The sequence below is a fragment of the Prolixibacter denitrificans genome (assembly GCF_003014495.1).
GTDB lineage: Bacteria > Bacteroidota > Bacteroidia > Bacteroidales > Prolixibacteraceae > Prolixibacter > Prolixibacter denitrificans.
In genome coordinates, this window is sequence record NZ_PYGC01000012.1 from 89631 (window position 1) to 104589 (window position 14959).

At 48.8% G+C, this 14959-nt stretch carries 16 protein-coding genes; 11 read left to right on the forward strand and 5 right to left on the reverse strand.

Annotated features, from left to right (window positions below; all coding sequences use genetic code 11):
• Positions 1-60: 60 nt before the first annotated feature.
• The gene (locus CLV93_RS20305) at positions 61-219 is read right to left on the reverse strand and encodes a hypothetical protein (protein WP_153637045.1); all 159 of its coding nucleotides are present in this window, start codon (positions 217-219) and stop codon (positions 61-63) included.
• A 473-nt stretch (positions 220-692) separates the two neighbouring features.
• Here CLV93_RS20305 and cysD point away from each other — a divergent pair, with 473 nt between their 5' ends.
• From cysD to cobA, 8 genes are all read left to right on the forward strand, one after another.
• On the forward strand, positions 693-1646 hold the full coding sequence (cysD, locus tag CLV93_RS17595) for a sulfate adenylyltransferase subunit CysD (RefSeq protein ID WP_106543532.1): 954 nt from the start codon (positions 693-695) through the stop codon (positions 1644-1646).
• Between the two features lie 15 nt (positions 1647-1661).
• A complete protein-coding gene (locus CLV93_RS17600; RefSeq protein ID WP_246187238.1) occupies positions 1662-2930 on the forward strand; it encodes a sulfate adenylyltransferase subunit 1 in 1269 nt (422 codons plus the stop codon).
• Positions 2931-2939: 9 nt separating this feature from the next.
• Positions 2940-3167, forward strand: a complete 228-nt coding sequence (locus CLV93_RS17605) for a DUF2061 domain-containing protein (RefSeq protein WP_106543533.1) — start codon at positions 2940-2942, stop codon at positions 3165-3167.
• Positions 3168-3179: 12 nt separating this feature from the next.
• Complete coding sequence (locus tag CLV93_RS17610) at positions 3180-3647, forward strand: precorrin-2 dehydrogenase/sirohydrochlorin ferrochelatase family protein (RefSeq protein WP_106543534.1); 468 nt, start codon at positions 3180-3182, stop codon at positions 3645-3647.
• 3 nt (positions 3648-3650) lie between these two features.
• Positions 3651-5426, forward strand: coding sequence for an assimilatory sulfite reductase (NADPH) flavoprotein subunit (locus CLV93_RS17615; protein WP_106543535.1), 1776 nt, complete (start codon positions 3651-3653; stop codon positions 5424-5426).
• Positions 5427-5442: 16 nt separating this feature from the next.
• Entirely contained in the window at positions 5443-7140 is a 1698-nt protein-coding gene (locus CLV93_RS17620; RefSeq protein WP_106543571.1) for an NADPH-dependent assimilatory sulfite reductase hemoprotein subunit, read from the forward strand.
• 62 nt (positions 7141-7202) lie between these two features.
• Positions 7203-8051: an SDR family oxidoreductase gene (locus CLV93_RS17625; protein WP_106543536.1), complete on the forward strand. Its 849-nt coding sequence runs from the start codon at positions 7203-7205 to the stop codon at positions 8049-8051.
• On the forward strand, positions 8044-8838 hold the full coding sequence (gene cobA, locus CLV93_RS17630; protein ID WP_170108990.1) for a uroporphyrinogen-III C-methyltransferase: 795 nt from the start codon (positions 8044-8046) through the stop codon (positions 8836-8838). Before CLV93_RS17625 ends, cobA begins: the two co-directional genes overlap by 8 nt.
• Before the next feature lie 9 nt (positions 8839-8847).
• Here the strand turns inward: cobA and CLV93_RS17635 are convergent, their stop codons facing one another.
• Positions 8848-9747: a hypothetical protein gene (locus tag CLV93_RS17635; protein WP_106543538.1), complete on the reverse strand. Its 900-nt coding sequence runs from the start codon at positions 9745-9747 to the stop codon at positions 8848-8850.
• A gap of 204 nt (positions 9748-9951) precedes the next feature.
• On the opposite strand from CLV93_RS17635, the gene CLV93_RS17640 reads away from it, so the two are divergent.
• Positions 9952-11286: an outer membrane protein assembly factor BamB family protein gene (locus CLV93_RS17640; protein ID WP_170108991.1), complete on the forward strand. Its 1335-nt coding sequence runs from the start codon at positions 9952-9954 to the stop codon at positions 11284-11286.
• Between the two features lie 301 nt (positions 11287-11587).
• Here CLV93_RS17640 and CLV93_RS17645 read toward each other — a convergent pair whose 3' ends face one another.
• Positions 11588-13669: a S9 family peptidase gene (locus tag CLV93_RS17645; RefSeq protein WP_106543540.1), complete on the reverse strand. Its 2082-nt coding sequence runs from the start codon at positions 13667-13669 to the stop codon at positions 11588-11590.
• Between the two features lie 127 nt (positions 13670-13796).
• Between CLV93_RS17645 and CLV93_RS20310 the strand changes: the two genes are divergently transcribed.
• Entirely contained in the window at positions 13797-13961 is a 165-nt protein-coding gene (locus tag CLV93_RS20310; protein WP_153637046.1) for a hypothetical protein, read from the forward strand.
• A gap of 60 nt (positions 13962-14021) precedes the next feature.
• Positions 14022-14159, forward strand: coding sequence for a hypothetical protein (locus CLV93_RS20315; RefSeq protein WP_153637047.1), 138 nt, complete (start codon positions 14022-14024; stop codon positions 14157-14159).
• Between the two features lie 148 nt (positions 14160-14307).
• Here CLV93_RS20315 and CLV93_RS17650 read toward each other — a convergent pair whose 3' ends face one another.
• Positions 14308-14541 (reverse strand): (4Fe-4S)-binding protein, encoded by a 234-nt coding sequence (locus CLV93_RS17650; protein WP_106543541.1) that lies wholly within the window; start codon positions 14539-14541, stop codon positions 14308-14310.
• Position 14542: 1 nt separating this feature from the next.
• The gene (locus CLV93_RS17655; RefSeq protein WP_106543542.1) at positions 14543-14836 is read right to left on the reverse strand and encodes a GNAT family N-acetyltransferase; all 294 of its coding nucleotides are present in this window, start codon (positions 14834-14836) and stop codon (positions 14543-14545) included.
• Between the last annotated feature and the right edge of the window lie 123 nt (positions 14837-14959).

The following is a 14959-nucleotide window of genomic DNA, read 5'->3' on the forward strand; positions in this document are numbered from 1 at the left end:
CAGTGGTTGCAGTCTCCACATAATATATCTTAAAAGATTTTATGAGTCGTTGAGTTATCGTTAATCCAATGGAATAATGTGGAGGTGAAATGTAACGTTGCCTATGAATTTATTGATAGAAGAGAGTACAGAGGGATAGTGATAATAGGTTTTTGTGTCGGACGAAATGAGGTAAGGAAAAAGTCCGGAAGATGAAGATTTCATTTTCAGGTAGCTCATTTAGTTACATTTAAATATCTCGCTAACTAAATTAATTGATAACATACAGAATACCAAATTGCCACAGCTTAAATATCTGTTTCCTATCTGTTAAAAAAGAGCATAAAGGTGTTTTATGGTAAAGAGAATATGAAGTCTTTGTTGTTGAGCTATGTTTCAGGAACTTATTGTGGTGTTCTAAATAAAGATGGTTAAGTATTGATTTTTAGTTGGTTTTATTTTGATTTATGTTTTCTAACGATTTTTTTATCAGATAAGAAAAGGTGGTTTCAATTAATGATCTAATTTTGGGAGCATAAACAAACGAGAATAATGAGAAATTTCACTTCAAATATGAATATGTGTATGTGCAGCATGATGATGTGTATGTGCAGAGCTATTCGTATGCGGAAGTGGACCTCAGGATAAAAGATAAGCCTTTACAAGGTTGAGGAAAAGATAAAGCCCTTCTGCATCGCAGAGGGGCTTTTTTTATGTCTATATCCGGATTTTCATCAGATACCAAAAACCAAATCATAATCAATCAAAAGATGAGTTTAAACCATTTACAACAACTGGAGGCCGAAGGAATCTACGTGATTCGGGAAGTGGCCTGGCGTTTTAAAAGGCCGGTATTGCTCTTCTCAGGAGGTAAGGATTCCATCGTGATGTTTCACCTGGCCCGGAAGGCTTTCTGGCCCGAACCGATTCCGTTTCCGCTGCTGCATATCGACACGGGACATAACTTTCCGGAAACGCTGGCTTATCGTGATCGGCTGGTGAAGGAAAGCAACAGCCAATTAATCGTGCGAAGTGTGGAAGATTCTATCGCACAGGGAAAAGCGGTTGAAGAGACCGGCATTCATGCCAGTCGAAACAAGTTGCAGACCGTCACCTTACTGGATGCCCTGGAAGAATTACAGGTGGATGCTGCTCTGGGAGGCGGTCGGCGAGATGAAGAGAAAGCCCGGGCTAAGGAGCGTTTCTTTTCGCACCGTGACGATTTCGGGCAGTGGGATCCCAAGAATCAGCGGCCCGAATTGTGGAGCCTCTATAATTCGCATCATGCGGAAGACGAGCACTTCCGGGTATTTCCCATCAGCAACTGGACAGAGATGGATGTGTGGCAGTATATTTTGCGGGAAGAGATTCCCATTCCATCGCTTTACTTCTCGCACGAGCGACCGGTCATCGAGCGTGATGGAATTTTGCTGGCCGATTCTCCTTATCTCGTGAAGACGGAAGATGAAAGACCGGTTTTAAAAGAGGTTCGTTGCCGCACGATTGGCGATATGACCTGTACCGGGGTAACGGTGTCACCCGCTTCTTCGCTTGACGAAATCATCGCCGAAGTAGCAGCCACCCGTGTCACCGAGAGAGGCGGTCGGGCCGATGACAAACGGTCCGAATCGGCCATGGAGGATCGCAAAATAGCCGGGTATTTCTAATTCAACACATCACACATGACAACATCAGCTATTACACATAACAGTTATCTCGATATGGATCTGCTGCGCTTTACCACCGCGGGCAGCGTGGACGATGGTAAGAGTACCCTGATAGGGCGCTTGCTGTACGATTCCAAATCCATTTTCGACGACCAGGTAGCCGACCTCGAAAAGGTGAGCAGCCGTACCGGAGAAGGATTGAACCTGGCTTTGCTGACCGATGGCCTTCGCGCCGAACGGGAGCAGGGCATTACCATCGACGTGGCATATCGCTATTTTGCCACGCCTAAACGCAAATTCATTATTGCCGATACTCCCGGACACTTGCAGTATACCCGGAACATGGTGACCGGAGCTTCCACAGCCGATTTGGCCATTATCCTTATCGATGCCAAACAGGGCGTAGTGGAGCAAACCCGCCGTCACACCTTTATTGCCAACTTGCTGGGCATTGAACACATCGTAGTCTGCATCAACAAGATTGATTTGGTCGATTATGACGAAGCCGTCTTTAATCGCATTGTTGCTGACTTCGATATGGTGAAGAAAGAGTTGAATACAGATGTGACTTTCATTCCTGTAAGCGCTTTAAAAGGCGATAACGTGGTCTCGCGGTCCGAAAAACTGCCGTGGTACAAAGGTCCGTCGCTGCTTCAGTTGCTGGAAGGGATTCAGGTTCGTGTGCCCGACGCCGGTGAACTGTTCACTTTCCCGATTCAGGGCCGTGTAGGGCAAAATGGAAACAGTCGCTACACCGGGCGTATCAGCAGCGGAGTATTACGCCCGGGAACAACGGTGCGAGTGCATCCATCCGGTGAAGAAACTACGGTGGAAGCTATTGAGCTATACCAGGAAGTGAAGCAGGAGGCTTTGCCCGGTGAATCGGTTTCGTTGCAATTGTCCGGAGTACAGTTGTTCAATCGTGGTCACCTTCTGGCGGATGCCGAAGCAAAAATTCGGTACACCCGGCATGTGTTAGTAGACACCTGCTGGTTTAGTGAAACGCCGTTGCAAAAGAACCACTCTTACATTCTTGCTCACGTAACCGGCGAGACAAGCGCGGTAGTTGCCCAGGTGGAAGATAAGATAGACTTCGGTAACCTGGAACGACTCAAAGGTGAGCAGACCATCGGGGTAAATGATATTGCCACGCTTTCACTGCAACTGGAGGAAGAAATTCCTGCTATTGCCTACCGGGAAAACCGGACATTGGGCAGCATCATTCTGATTGATCCGGATACGCACCAAACAGTGGCTGCCGGAATGATTATCAACCGGAAATAACCGACGACGATGAGAGAGAAAGCCTACCGTAGTCTGTTGAAGAGTGTCTCATGGCGGGCCCTGGGAACAATCGATACTATTTTGATTTCCTGGTTGATTACCCATAAAATCATGTTTGCGCTTTCTATTGGCGGTGTGGAGGTCTTTACCAAGATGTTCCTCTATTTTCTGCATGAGCGAGCGTGGAATCGCGTTGGGATTGGGAAGCACGATGAAAAACCGGAGTACGAAATTTAAAAACGAACAGCGATGAGTCGAAATGAGAAAACCTATCTGCCCATTACCCTCGATATTACCGGGCGAAAAATCCTGGTGATTGGCGGTGGCCCGGATGCTGCGAAGAAACTGAAGATCTTGCTTCGGTTTACCCGCGATGTGGAAGTGTTGGCCGAAACCGTTTGTGACGAAATCCGGGAAACCGGAGTCGTTTGCCACGAAAAGCCTTACACTCCGGCTATACTCGACGATTATGTTCTGGTGTATGTCTGCCTGAATGACCCGGATATGGAACAGAGAATTCGTCGTGATGGCGATGAGCGGCGTGTACTGGTCAATGTGCACGACAAACCCGATTTGTGCCGCTTCGTTTCGCCAGCTATTTACCGGAAGGATAACATTAGCGTGTCGGTGGGCTCGGATTCAAAAAATGTATACGAGGCCATCGCTATTCGTGATTTAATCAGAGAATTCCTTGAGAAAAATTACTTCAGAAATTAACGTATGAGCAACCTATTAGGACTTTTGAATGACAAACAGCAACAACTGGTTGGCGATTTGACCAGTGGTTTGCAACGCGACCAGCTGCTATGGCTGAGCGGTTACCTGGCCGGTCTGGGGGAAGGTTCCGGCGAAAAGCCCGCCGCAGCTTTAACCGGAACGCAGCAGGTTCCGCTGACGATATTATTTGGAACGCATACCGGTCACAGTGAAGCATTGGCCAATCAGTTGGCCGAAAGGGCTCGCGAGCTCGGCATTGATGCGGAAGCGACCGTGATGGAAGATTATGACGTGCAGGAGTTACCCGATGCCGTAAACCTGCTCGTGATTGTGAGTACGGATGGCGAAGGAGAACCTCCGCTGAATGCGCTCGACTTCCTGGAATACCTGCAGGGTGAACGCTGCCGCGAATTGACCGGGCTGAATTATGCCGTGCTCGGATTGGGTGACCTTAGTTATAAGCAGTATTGCCAAACGGGCATCGATTTCGATGTGGCGTTGGAAGGCAAAGGCGCCAACCGATTGCTGGAGTTGGTGAAATGTGATGTGGATTATCACGAAGATGCCCGCAATTGGAGTGATGGCGTGCTCGAAATTCTAAAACAACAAAAAGGAACCGTTTCCGATGCGTCCGTAACCGCTTCGGATAGCGTGACTCCCGCGGTTGTTTACGATCGGCAGAATCCTTTTAAAGCCAAAGTGCTTGAAAAGATTAAGCTGAGCGGAAGAGGTTCCGGCAAAGAGGTTTATCACCTGGAATTGTTGCTTCGTGATTCGGGACTGACTTATGAGCCGGGCGATACGGTGGGGATTTTCTGCGACAATCCGCCGGAACTGGTGGAGAAGGTATTGGAGATTACCGGCTTCGACCGCAATGAGCAGGTGACGATTAAGAACGGGACGCATTCGCTGGAAACCGCTTTACGCCATCACCTGGAATTATCGGTGTTGAACCGCGCAGTATTGGAAAGCTACCGCGAATTGACCGGCAATGAGATTCTGGGTGATTTGCTGAATGACGAGCAGGCGCTGGATACCTATCTCTATGGACATGATGTGGTCGATTTGCTGACTGATTTTCTTGCGGAATTGGAAATTGCAGGACTGGTGTCCGTACTGACATCGCTGCAACCCCGGATGTATTCCATCTCATCGAGTCAGGCAGCTCATCCGGAGGAACTGCACCTCACCGTTGCGGCCGTGCGCTACGACAATCATGACCGTCGCCGCCACGGTGCTTGTTCGACCTTCCTGTCCGACCGGGTAGAAGCGGGTTCAGAGATTCCGATTTTCATCGAGAAGAATCGGAACTTCAAATTACCCGAACAAAATGAAGCGCCACTTATCATGGTGGGAGCCGGAACTGGAATTGCTCCGTACCGGAGCTTTGTGCAACACCGTCAGAAACTAAAGGCGAAAGGTGATTCGTGGTTGTTCTTTGGCGATCGGCAATTCTTCACCGACTTTCTGTACCAGGCCGAGTGGCAGAAATTCCTGAAAAAGGGATCGCTGGGACAGCTTACGGTAGCCTTCTCGCGTGACCAGGAAGAGAAGTTGTATGTGCAGCACCGGATGCGTGAACACGGCCGTCAGTTATACGAATGGTTGCAACGGGGCGCTTATTTCTACGTGTGTGGCGATAAAATCCACATGGCCAAAGATGTTCATCAGACGCTTTTGGAGATTGTGGCGACCGAAGGGGGTATGACGCCCGAAAAAGCCGAAGAGTACCTGAAAGATCTGAAAAAGCAGCGCCGTTACCAGCTGGATGTGTATTAACCTCAAAACAAAAACAATGAGCGAGCAAATTAACTGGGATGTTTTATCCGAACTGGAAAAATTAAAATACGATAGTAACTATCTGCGGGGCACGTTGACGGAGAGTTTAGCCGATCCGATTACCGGTGCCATTGCCGCAGCCGATCAACAGATATCGAAGTTTCATGGCATTTATCAACAGCAGGACCGTGACTTGGAGCTGGAACGCAAGAAACAAAAGCTGGAACCGGCCTGGTCGTTCCTTATCCGGGTACGGTTGCCGGGAGGTATTGCCACAGGCGAGCAGTGGCTGACCATGGACAGTCTGAGCGATACCCATGCCAACAGTACCTTGAAGTTGACAACCCGTCAGGCCTTTCAGCTGCATGGTGTATTCAAGCGGAAGCTAAAGTCCACCATTCAGGGCATTAATCGGTCGCTGCTGGATACGATTGCCGCCTGTGGAGACGTGAACCGGAATGTGATGGCGAGCCCAAATCCTTACGGTTCGAAAGTGCATGGCGAAATACAGGATATTGCCCGTCAGTTGAGCGCCCACCTGCTGCCGCAAACACCAGCTTATCACGAAATCTGGCTGGATAAAAAGTTAGTGGCTGGCGGACAGCAGGAAATTGAGCCGTTGTATGGTAAGCGTTACCTCCCGCGTAAATTCAAAATTGGTATCGCCATTCCGCCGAACAACGACACCGATATCTTTTCGCAGGATGTGGGCCTGATTGCCATCGAAGAGAATGGAAAACTGGCCGGATTTAACGTCGCTGTTGGCGGCGGCATGGGCTCTACTTTTGGACGGAACGACACGTACCCGCGGGTAGGAAATGTGCTTGGCTTTGCCACCCCCGATCAAGTGTTGGACGTGGTAGAGAAAGTTGTGTTGATTCAGCGCGATAACGGGAACCGGGAAGATCGGAAACGGGCGCGTTTGAAATATACCATCGATTCGTACGGGCTCGATTGGTTTGTGAAAGAGTTACACGAAAGACTCGGTTATGAGTTGGAGGCCGAACGCTCGTACACGTTTACCCGTAACGGCGACGACTATGGATGGCACGAGAATGATGGTCGCTGGTACTACACGCTCTTCATCGAAGGCGGCCGGGTGAAAAACACCGGGACTTACCAGTTGAAAACAGCCTTGCGGGAGGTAGCGAAACTGGGGTTGTGCGATTTCCGACTGACCGGAAACCAGAACCTGGTGCTGGGCAATATTGCTGCCGGAGATAAGAAAAAGATAACCGATACCTTGCAGCAGTGGGGGGTTATCCAGGAGGAGTTGTCCGGGCTGCGACGCAATTCCATCGCTTGTGTGGCGTTGAACACCTGTCCCTTGGCTTTCGCCGAAGCAGAACGTTACCTGCCTTCACTGATTACAAAGATTGAGAAACTATTGGACGAAGTTGGACTATTTCAGGATGAGATCGTGATACGGATGACAGGTTGCCCGAACGGTTGCGGGCGTCCTTCGCTGGCAGAGATAGGCCTGATTGGTAAATCGCTGGGACATTATAACCTCTACCTGGGCGGTGGCTTTTCCGGCGAACGCCTGAACAACCTCTATCGCGAAACGCTCACAGAGGAAGAGATACTGGAAACGCTGCGTCCGCTGTTAAAACAGTACGCTGAAGAACGAGAAGAAGGCGAACGCTTTGGTGATTTTGTTATTCGTGCAGGAATTGTGAAAGAAATTAAGGAAGGAGCAGAATTCAGACACTGATTTGGAATGCCGGTCGGAGGCCGTAGGAAAGTACCGGCCGGCGCTCCTTTCATTTTAAAAATATGAGAGAGATAACACACATTAGTATACTGGGCTGTGGCTGGTTAGGAACTTCTTTGGCAAAAGCGTGGCTGAAAAAAGGTGCCATTGTGAACGGTTCGGTTCGGGATGAGGCGGTTTTTCCGTCACTGGCAGCACAGGGCATTCGTCCCTTCCGGGTGAATGTGGAGGAGAATGGTATTTTCTCCAACGCCGAAGCTTTTTGGAACTGCGATGTGCTGGTGGTCAGTATTCCGCCGGCCCGTAATGAGCGGGTAACGGAAGTTTATCCCCGTCTGGCGGAACAGGTGGTTGCTGAAGTGAAGCGTCGAAGCATTCCCCGGGTGGTTTTCATCTCTTCCACATCGGTATATCCTGAAACTGGCGGTGAAGTAAATGAAGAAACATCCGGTCGGCCGGAGAAACCCTCAGGAATCGCGCTGTGGCAGGCGGAACAGCTTTTTCTGCAGGAAGAATCGTTTCGGACCCTGGTGGTGAAGCCCGGTGGATTGATTGGTCCGGGGCGTTTACCGGGAAATTTCATCCGGAAAGCCCATCCTTCCCGTCCGGGAAACGTGCCGGTTAACCTGGTGCACAGCGATGATGTGGTAGAAGCCATCCTGCATCTCACGGAAGTGGAAAAAGATAGTGCTGTTTACAACATCGTCTCGCCGGAACATCCTTTACGGAGTGAGCTGTATAGCCGGGCGGCAGAACTGCAGGGCATCGGTTTGCCCGATTTCCCGGTAGGAGAAAATGTGAAGTTTAAAACAGTCAGTAGTCAGAAATTAATCGATACCGGTTTTCGGTTTACCTACCGGAATCCGTTAGCGGCTTTGGAGGATTTGTATGAACAGAAGGAGAATGATTGAACGGGTACCGGTGTCATTGGTCGGGGCCGGGCCCGGCGATCCGGAATTGCTGACGGTGAAAGCCCTGAAGCGACTACAGCAGGCTGACGTGTTGCTATACGATGCACTGATAGACGAACGCATTCTGGAGGAAACCCGGCCGGATTGCGTAAAGATATATGCTGGAAAAAAGTGCAGTGATGGACAGAATCCACAGGAACGACAGGATGAAATTCACCGGCAGATGGCTTTGCATTTTCGGAAAGGAAAGCAGGTAGTTCGCCTGAAAGCTGGTGACCCGATGATTTTTGGGCGAGGTATGGAAGAGGTTCGTTTCCTGGAAAGTGAAAGTATCCCGTGGGAGGTAGTCCCGGGGATCAGTGCAGGGATTGCGGCTTCGTCGGCCTTTGCGTTGCCCCTGACTGAGCGGAATAAAAGCCGGATGGTGCTGTTTACCAGTGGCTATACATCTTCGGGCGAAACGCCGGGATGTGATCCGTTGGTGTTGGTGATTAAAGAAGGCGGAACGGTTGTGGTGTACATGGGCCTGACCAAGTTGCATTGTCTGCTGGAGGTGATGGAGAAAGCGGGCATTGGGAATATTCCATTGATGATCGCCGATCGCGTCAGCCAGGAAGGGGAGCAGCTCATTGCGGCTACGACCGACAGCGTATTGGAACGCCTGGAAAGCGAGCAGGTTCAGGGGCCTTCACTGGTGATGGTTGGGAAATACCTGGAAACATTGGAACCAAAAGAATTGCTGGAATCGCTTCATCAGCAGCTACCGGATGCATCGCTGTTGACTTAGACCGTGGGCTCATTTTTTTTCTTCCGCAAGAAGATCGGAGAACAGATCTTTCTCGGGTTCCAGAATGTGTACGTGTTGCTCCAGATCGACATCCATTTCGCGGATGGAGAAGGCGAGAATGGCGGCCAGGATGCTTTTATTCCGATCGGGACCGAAGTCGGCTTCCACGTGTTTAAGTAACGGGCCCAGTTCGTCGGGCATGTTATGCGCCCGGGCAATTTCCCGGACACGGATGTAACGAATGTGGTAATTGGTGATTTCGTGGTAACGTAACAGTTCCCTGAGGGTGAAGATTTCGTCATCCCAAACGGCAACCAGGTTGTTGTTCAGGCTAGTGCTCATCTCGTCATGCCATTTCCAGATATCTTCAAACTCAGAGGCGTATATCTTTTGTGGATCGAAATAGTATTCGTCCATGATTTCAAGGTACTTCCGTTTGTGGTTGTAAGGATAAGGAGGAATGAAATCGAAGTCATCCAGGTCGGCTATTTTGTCATCTTTCAGGTAGCAAAGGTCGATTCGAAAGGCGCTGAGCTTATCCGGAGAACATTGCAGAAAGCGGATACCGATGATGTCGAATTCGCAGTGGAAATATTCCTCGAACGTATAAGGATTATGGAAAACGTGTCGCCGAATCTTATCATTCAATGCTTTTTCGTACTCAGGTTTTAGCAGAATGTTTTGCCGCCGTAATTCTTTTCTTACTTCTTTCAGTGTGATATATGGCGTCACTTCGATGTACTTGTAAAAGCGGTACGGATTGGTTTTCTCCGGATGGGGAAGCGTGACTGTAACCGAAGTGGATGACGGCCAGGAACCGTAGCCGGAACGATAAGTGGGAGTGAAGAGCCAGGAAAAGAATTTCACAAAGAGTATCACAAAAGTGATGATGAGCAGAATATCAAGCATGGTTCGCGGTTTTGAGAATCGGTTACGAACCGGGTTAGTATTTGGGTTAACTATCTTAATTTAACGCTTTTATTTCGGATAGTCAATGCTAAATCTGAACAGTGCTATCAATGATTCAATAAGTTATGAAAAATAGGATGAATGATTCAGGGTGTTTGTGTAGTTACTTGTCTTCTGTTTTTAACATCATCCAAATTCAAACCTATGCGTCTAATCAACTCAATTTTTATCATCAGTGTTTTAATACTTTCCTTTACTTCTTGTCAAACTCATCCTCGTTCGGCCGTCATGTTTCGCGGCGACGCACAGCATTCCGGATATTTTGCTTCACCGGATATTGATACGCTCCATGGCGTGAAATGGAAATTCAAAACCAACGGCTATGTTTTCAGCTCTCCGGCTGTATTTGGACAAGATGTCTACTTTGGCAGCAACGACAGCACCTTTTATGCGGTCGATAAATCTTCCGGAAGGGAAAAATGGAGTTACAAAACCAGTGGTTATGTTGCCTCTTCGCCTGCAGTGACGGAAGAGTCGGTCTATTTTATCAGCTCCGATGGTTATCTATACGCCTTGGAGCGGTCATCCGGAAAGTTGCAGTGGCGTTTCAACGAAGGACCGGAAAAGCATTTCTCTGCGCCGGGTGTTCAGGGACTGCAACCGAAGGATGAAATAATTGCCGATCCGTGGGACATGTATGTTTCGTCGCCGGTGTGGCATGATAATGTGTTGTACTTCGGAAGTGGTAACGGTAACTTCTATGCGGTGGACGCGAATACGGGAATGGAAAAATGGCACATTGCTACGGGAGAGGCGATTCACAACGCGCCAACCATCTACAACGACATGGTCATCTTTGGCGGGTGGGACCGGTTCCTGCATGCGGCTAACCTGGAAACAGGCCGCGAGATTTGGAAATTTGAGACGGGAAAAGACACCGTAAATTATAATCAGACGGGTATTCAATCGTCGCCAGTGGTTTGGAACGACCGGATTTACTTCGGTTGCCGCGACGCACATGTGTACGCGCTCGACGGCATGACAGGAAAGCTTCTCTGGAAACGGTTTAACCGGTATTCATGGGTCATCAACACGCCGCTGGTGCGCGATAGCACCGTTTATTACGGCACATCCGATACACATCGTTTCATTGCGTTGAATGCGATCAATGGTGATTCCATCTACAGCAAAGATATCCCGGCCGGATACATCTTTTCATCGCCAGTGACAACCGGAAAACAGATCTACTTCGGCGGCTTTAATGGTACCGTGCATGCTGTAAAAGCGAAGAACGGAGAAAAAATGTGGGAGTATCGCATGGATGCTTCGGTTGCCGATCGCGATAGCGTGTTGACGGCTGATGGTGAAATCAGTAACGATTTTTACCGGAGGGTTTTCAAAGATGGCTACAACGCGCAAACCCATGAGGTAGCGATGAAAGGTCTCTATTCCGTTGGTTCGGTGCTGAGTACGCCTGCTGTGTCGGATGGTGTGTTGTATGTCGGGAGTGCCGACGGATATTTGTATGCGTTACATTAAAAATAGAGCTTGTCTGTCTCGATGCCGGGGGAGAAAGGTAATGAAGTAGTCGTTCATTGTATATTTCGGAAGCTTCATTAAACCATTGCCTCAGGAGGCAATCAAATACTACCAGTTAATGCGATAGCATTTTCTGGTTGAACAGAACATTTCTTTTTTTTCATAGATTTTGTACACCAAAGTAAAAAGCTGCCCGGACATTCCTGAAAAAGGAAATTGGCCGGTGCAGCTTTTTCGTCTATGGTGCTATCTTATGGTCTAAGGAACGACTTCCGGCCGAAGCCGGAAATCAGTTCCTTCATCACTTGTCATTAACGAAGCTCTGGTTGAGCGACATTTTGTGCACGTCGTACGGTGCAGCAGGACCTCCCAGGTATTTGTGGAACCAGTCGAGGTGCGCGTCGTAGTACAGCGGCATCGATTTCACGCGGTTGGGCCAGTGACCGTCGTTTTTGAAGATGATCAGACGCGATGGAATGCCCAGTGTCTGCAGTGTACTGAAATATTGAATGCTCTGAGTGTACGGTACACGGAAATCCTTCTGGCCGGTGATGATGAGCGTCGGTGTCGCGAAGTTCTTCACGTATTCCGAAGGCGAGAATTTCTTGTACAGGTCAGAATTCCATGGTTGTCCTTTCAGGTCGAAGTTCGGGAACCAAAGTTCTTCGGTTGCTCCCCACATCGAACGCAGGTCGTAGAGTCCCATCATCGAAGCCAGACACTTGAAACGTTTGGTTTTGGCCTGGAACCAGTTCATCATGTAACCTCCGTACGACCATCCCATGGCGCCCATGCGGGTTGAATCGACATACGACAGTTTAGCCAGTGCATCGGTTACCTTCATCAGGTCTTCGAACGGTTTGCCGCCCCAGTCACCCGAAATTTCGCGGGTGTAAGCCTGTCCGCGTCCGGTTGAACCGTGCGGGTTGGCAAATGCCACCACGTAACCGGCTCCGGGATATACCTGCCAGTCGCCGCGGAACGAATCCATCCATTGTCCCTGTGGTCCTCCGTGAACGTTCAGGATGAGCGGATATTTTTTCGACGGGTCGAAGTTGTGTGGCTTCACGATGAATACCTGTACCTGCTTGTTGTCGGCACCGGTTACCCACATTTTTTCCGCCGGACGGAAATCTACTTTCGACAACAGCTCTTTGTTGAAGTTGGTCAGCTGTTCTTCGGTTCCGCCTTTGGTTTTCATGCGGAAGAGCTCAGCTGGCTTGTCGATGGTGGTAGCCAGGTAGTATAGATATCCGTTACTGGCTACATCGAAACCGTAAATGGAGCGCTGTCCCGAAACAGGAGTGATAACGTCCGACGCCAGATCGACCATGTAAACCGGTTCTCCTCCTTCTTGCTCTGCTGAGAAGAAGATTGACTTGGAGTTGGGAGCCCATTTAAAGTCATCCACCCAGTTGTCAAAGTCCTTGGTGATGATCTTCGTTTCGCCGGTTGCCCGGTTATAGAGCGCGATGTTGAATTTCGCCGATTCGTAGCCCGGAATACTCTGGGTACGGTAAGCAATGTACTTGCCATCGGGTGAGTAAATGGGCCATCCGTCCCAGGCTTTGTTCTCTTTGGTAATGTTTTTGGCTGTTCCACCCGTTACCGGAACAACAAACAGGTCGCTGTTGGTCGATGCCTCGGGGTGCTCGACGTGTTTCGACGCGTAGCAAAGTTCTTTACTGTCGGGCGAGAAGTTGTAACCTACGCCACCGCCCAGCATAAACACGGGCGATACAAATTTACCCGGGGTAACATCGGTGTATTTTCCGGTCTCGGTGTTAAATACAATGATGTGGGAATATTTACCCTTGGCGTATTGTGTCCAGTGACGGAACAACAGGTGATCGGCTACATAGGCCTGGATGGGACCGTTGTGTGACAACGAGTCGTTGCGAGCATTGCACTCACTGTTGGCGCCGCAATCGGGATAAACTTCTGCCGAAAAGGCAATCAGTTTGTTGTTGGGCGACAATACCGGGGCGTCTACACCCATCGAGAAATCGGTTACCTGTTTTGATTTCCCGGTTGCAAATGAATAGTGAACCATTTGCGGAGCTCCCGATGCAGTCGACACATAATAGAGGTTTTTGCTGTCGCTGGTCCAAATGGGATTGTAATTTCCCTTGTGGTCGGTAGTTACCGGGGTGACGTCGCTGCCGTCGGCGTTCATTACATAGATGTCGGTCATCGATTTACCTTTCGGCATATCGTAATCGGTTACCGTGAAGGCAACGCGCATGCCGTCGGGCGAAACTACGGGAGTGCCTACGTGACGTACTTTGTACAAATCGGCGATGGTAAACGCGCTTTTCTGCGGAAACGCTGCCTCCGCAGTAAAGAGGAAGACCATCACAAAGAGATAAAGAATTCGTTTCATACTTCTTTTCGAATTTTAAATCATTGATGAATGAATAAATATCTTGTCATCCAGGTTTCGGGTTATAAGCAACAATGCAAACAAACCGACACCCTTATTGTTTGCCACTGGCACATAAACTCCTGAAATGGAGTTATTATTCATTGGTTTTAGGCAGGATTTTCAGTCTGGTTTTGACCTTGTGGGAAAGGATTTCACCACAATTGACCGGTTTTGGACGAGAAAATTACAAAGAAAAGGAGGAGAGGGGCATGAATTTTCTCATATTGGAGCCTTTTTAAGCTTTTTTTAAGAATGAACCCCCTTCCGGGAAGTCGGTGATGCCCTCTTTTTTATTGAATCTGGTTGTGTGATGTCGTTTGCTTCTTCGGGAATACAGTTTGCAGTTGTAGCAATAGGTAAACCACGCGAAGCAATGCACGACGGACGTGAGGAAATGCATAACGAACCTGTAGCAACCCGTCACGCACGTGAAGCAATGCTCGACTGACCTGAAGCAACGTACGCCGCAACTATAGCAGGTCATGCTGCACATGTAGCAACACAAACCGGACGTTACGTGGTTGACCTCTCCTAAAATCTTTGACCTACCCTAAAATAGCTTGACAGATTTATACTTAATTGGAGAGGGGATAAGGTTATTCTTCCCGTGTGTTGTTCAGATAATAACTTAATGCTCCGGAAGGACATCGGTCTATCTGGTCTTTCAGCTCAGCAGTCGTGGCTTTGTCAATGGTTACCCAAGGCCGTTCTCCGGGATGGTAGACTTTGGGCAGTGTTTTTACACATACTCCCGAATGAATGCAGAGTCCGGGTTTCCATACGATGGTCAATTCACCGTTGGTGTATTCTTTTGTAATTTCCTTTTCCATATCAGCGAATGTTAACTCCTTTTAATACCAATGATTTCCATTCGGGATTCCGCGCTATAAAGGTGGCCACAAACGGACAGAGCGGAACAAGTGTAAGCTCTTTTTCTTTGACGTCTTCCAATGCCTGCCTGACCAGCTCCATACCAATTCCATGGCCTTTTAGCTCCGGAGGCACTTCGGTATGTGTCAGGTAGATGGTGCCTTGTGCTTTGATGTATTCGATTCTGGGTATGAGATCATCGATATGAAATTCATATTGCTTTTTCTCTTCGTTGTCAATCAGTTGATGGTCCATACAGCATGCTTGAAATTGATGAATTTCTGGATACCTGTTTTTGCTGGGTATCGCTGATGGAGATTACGTGCGGAATAAGGAAATGGTTTCGGTTATTGTTCTGGGGCAGTTGATTGCCGTTGT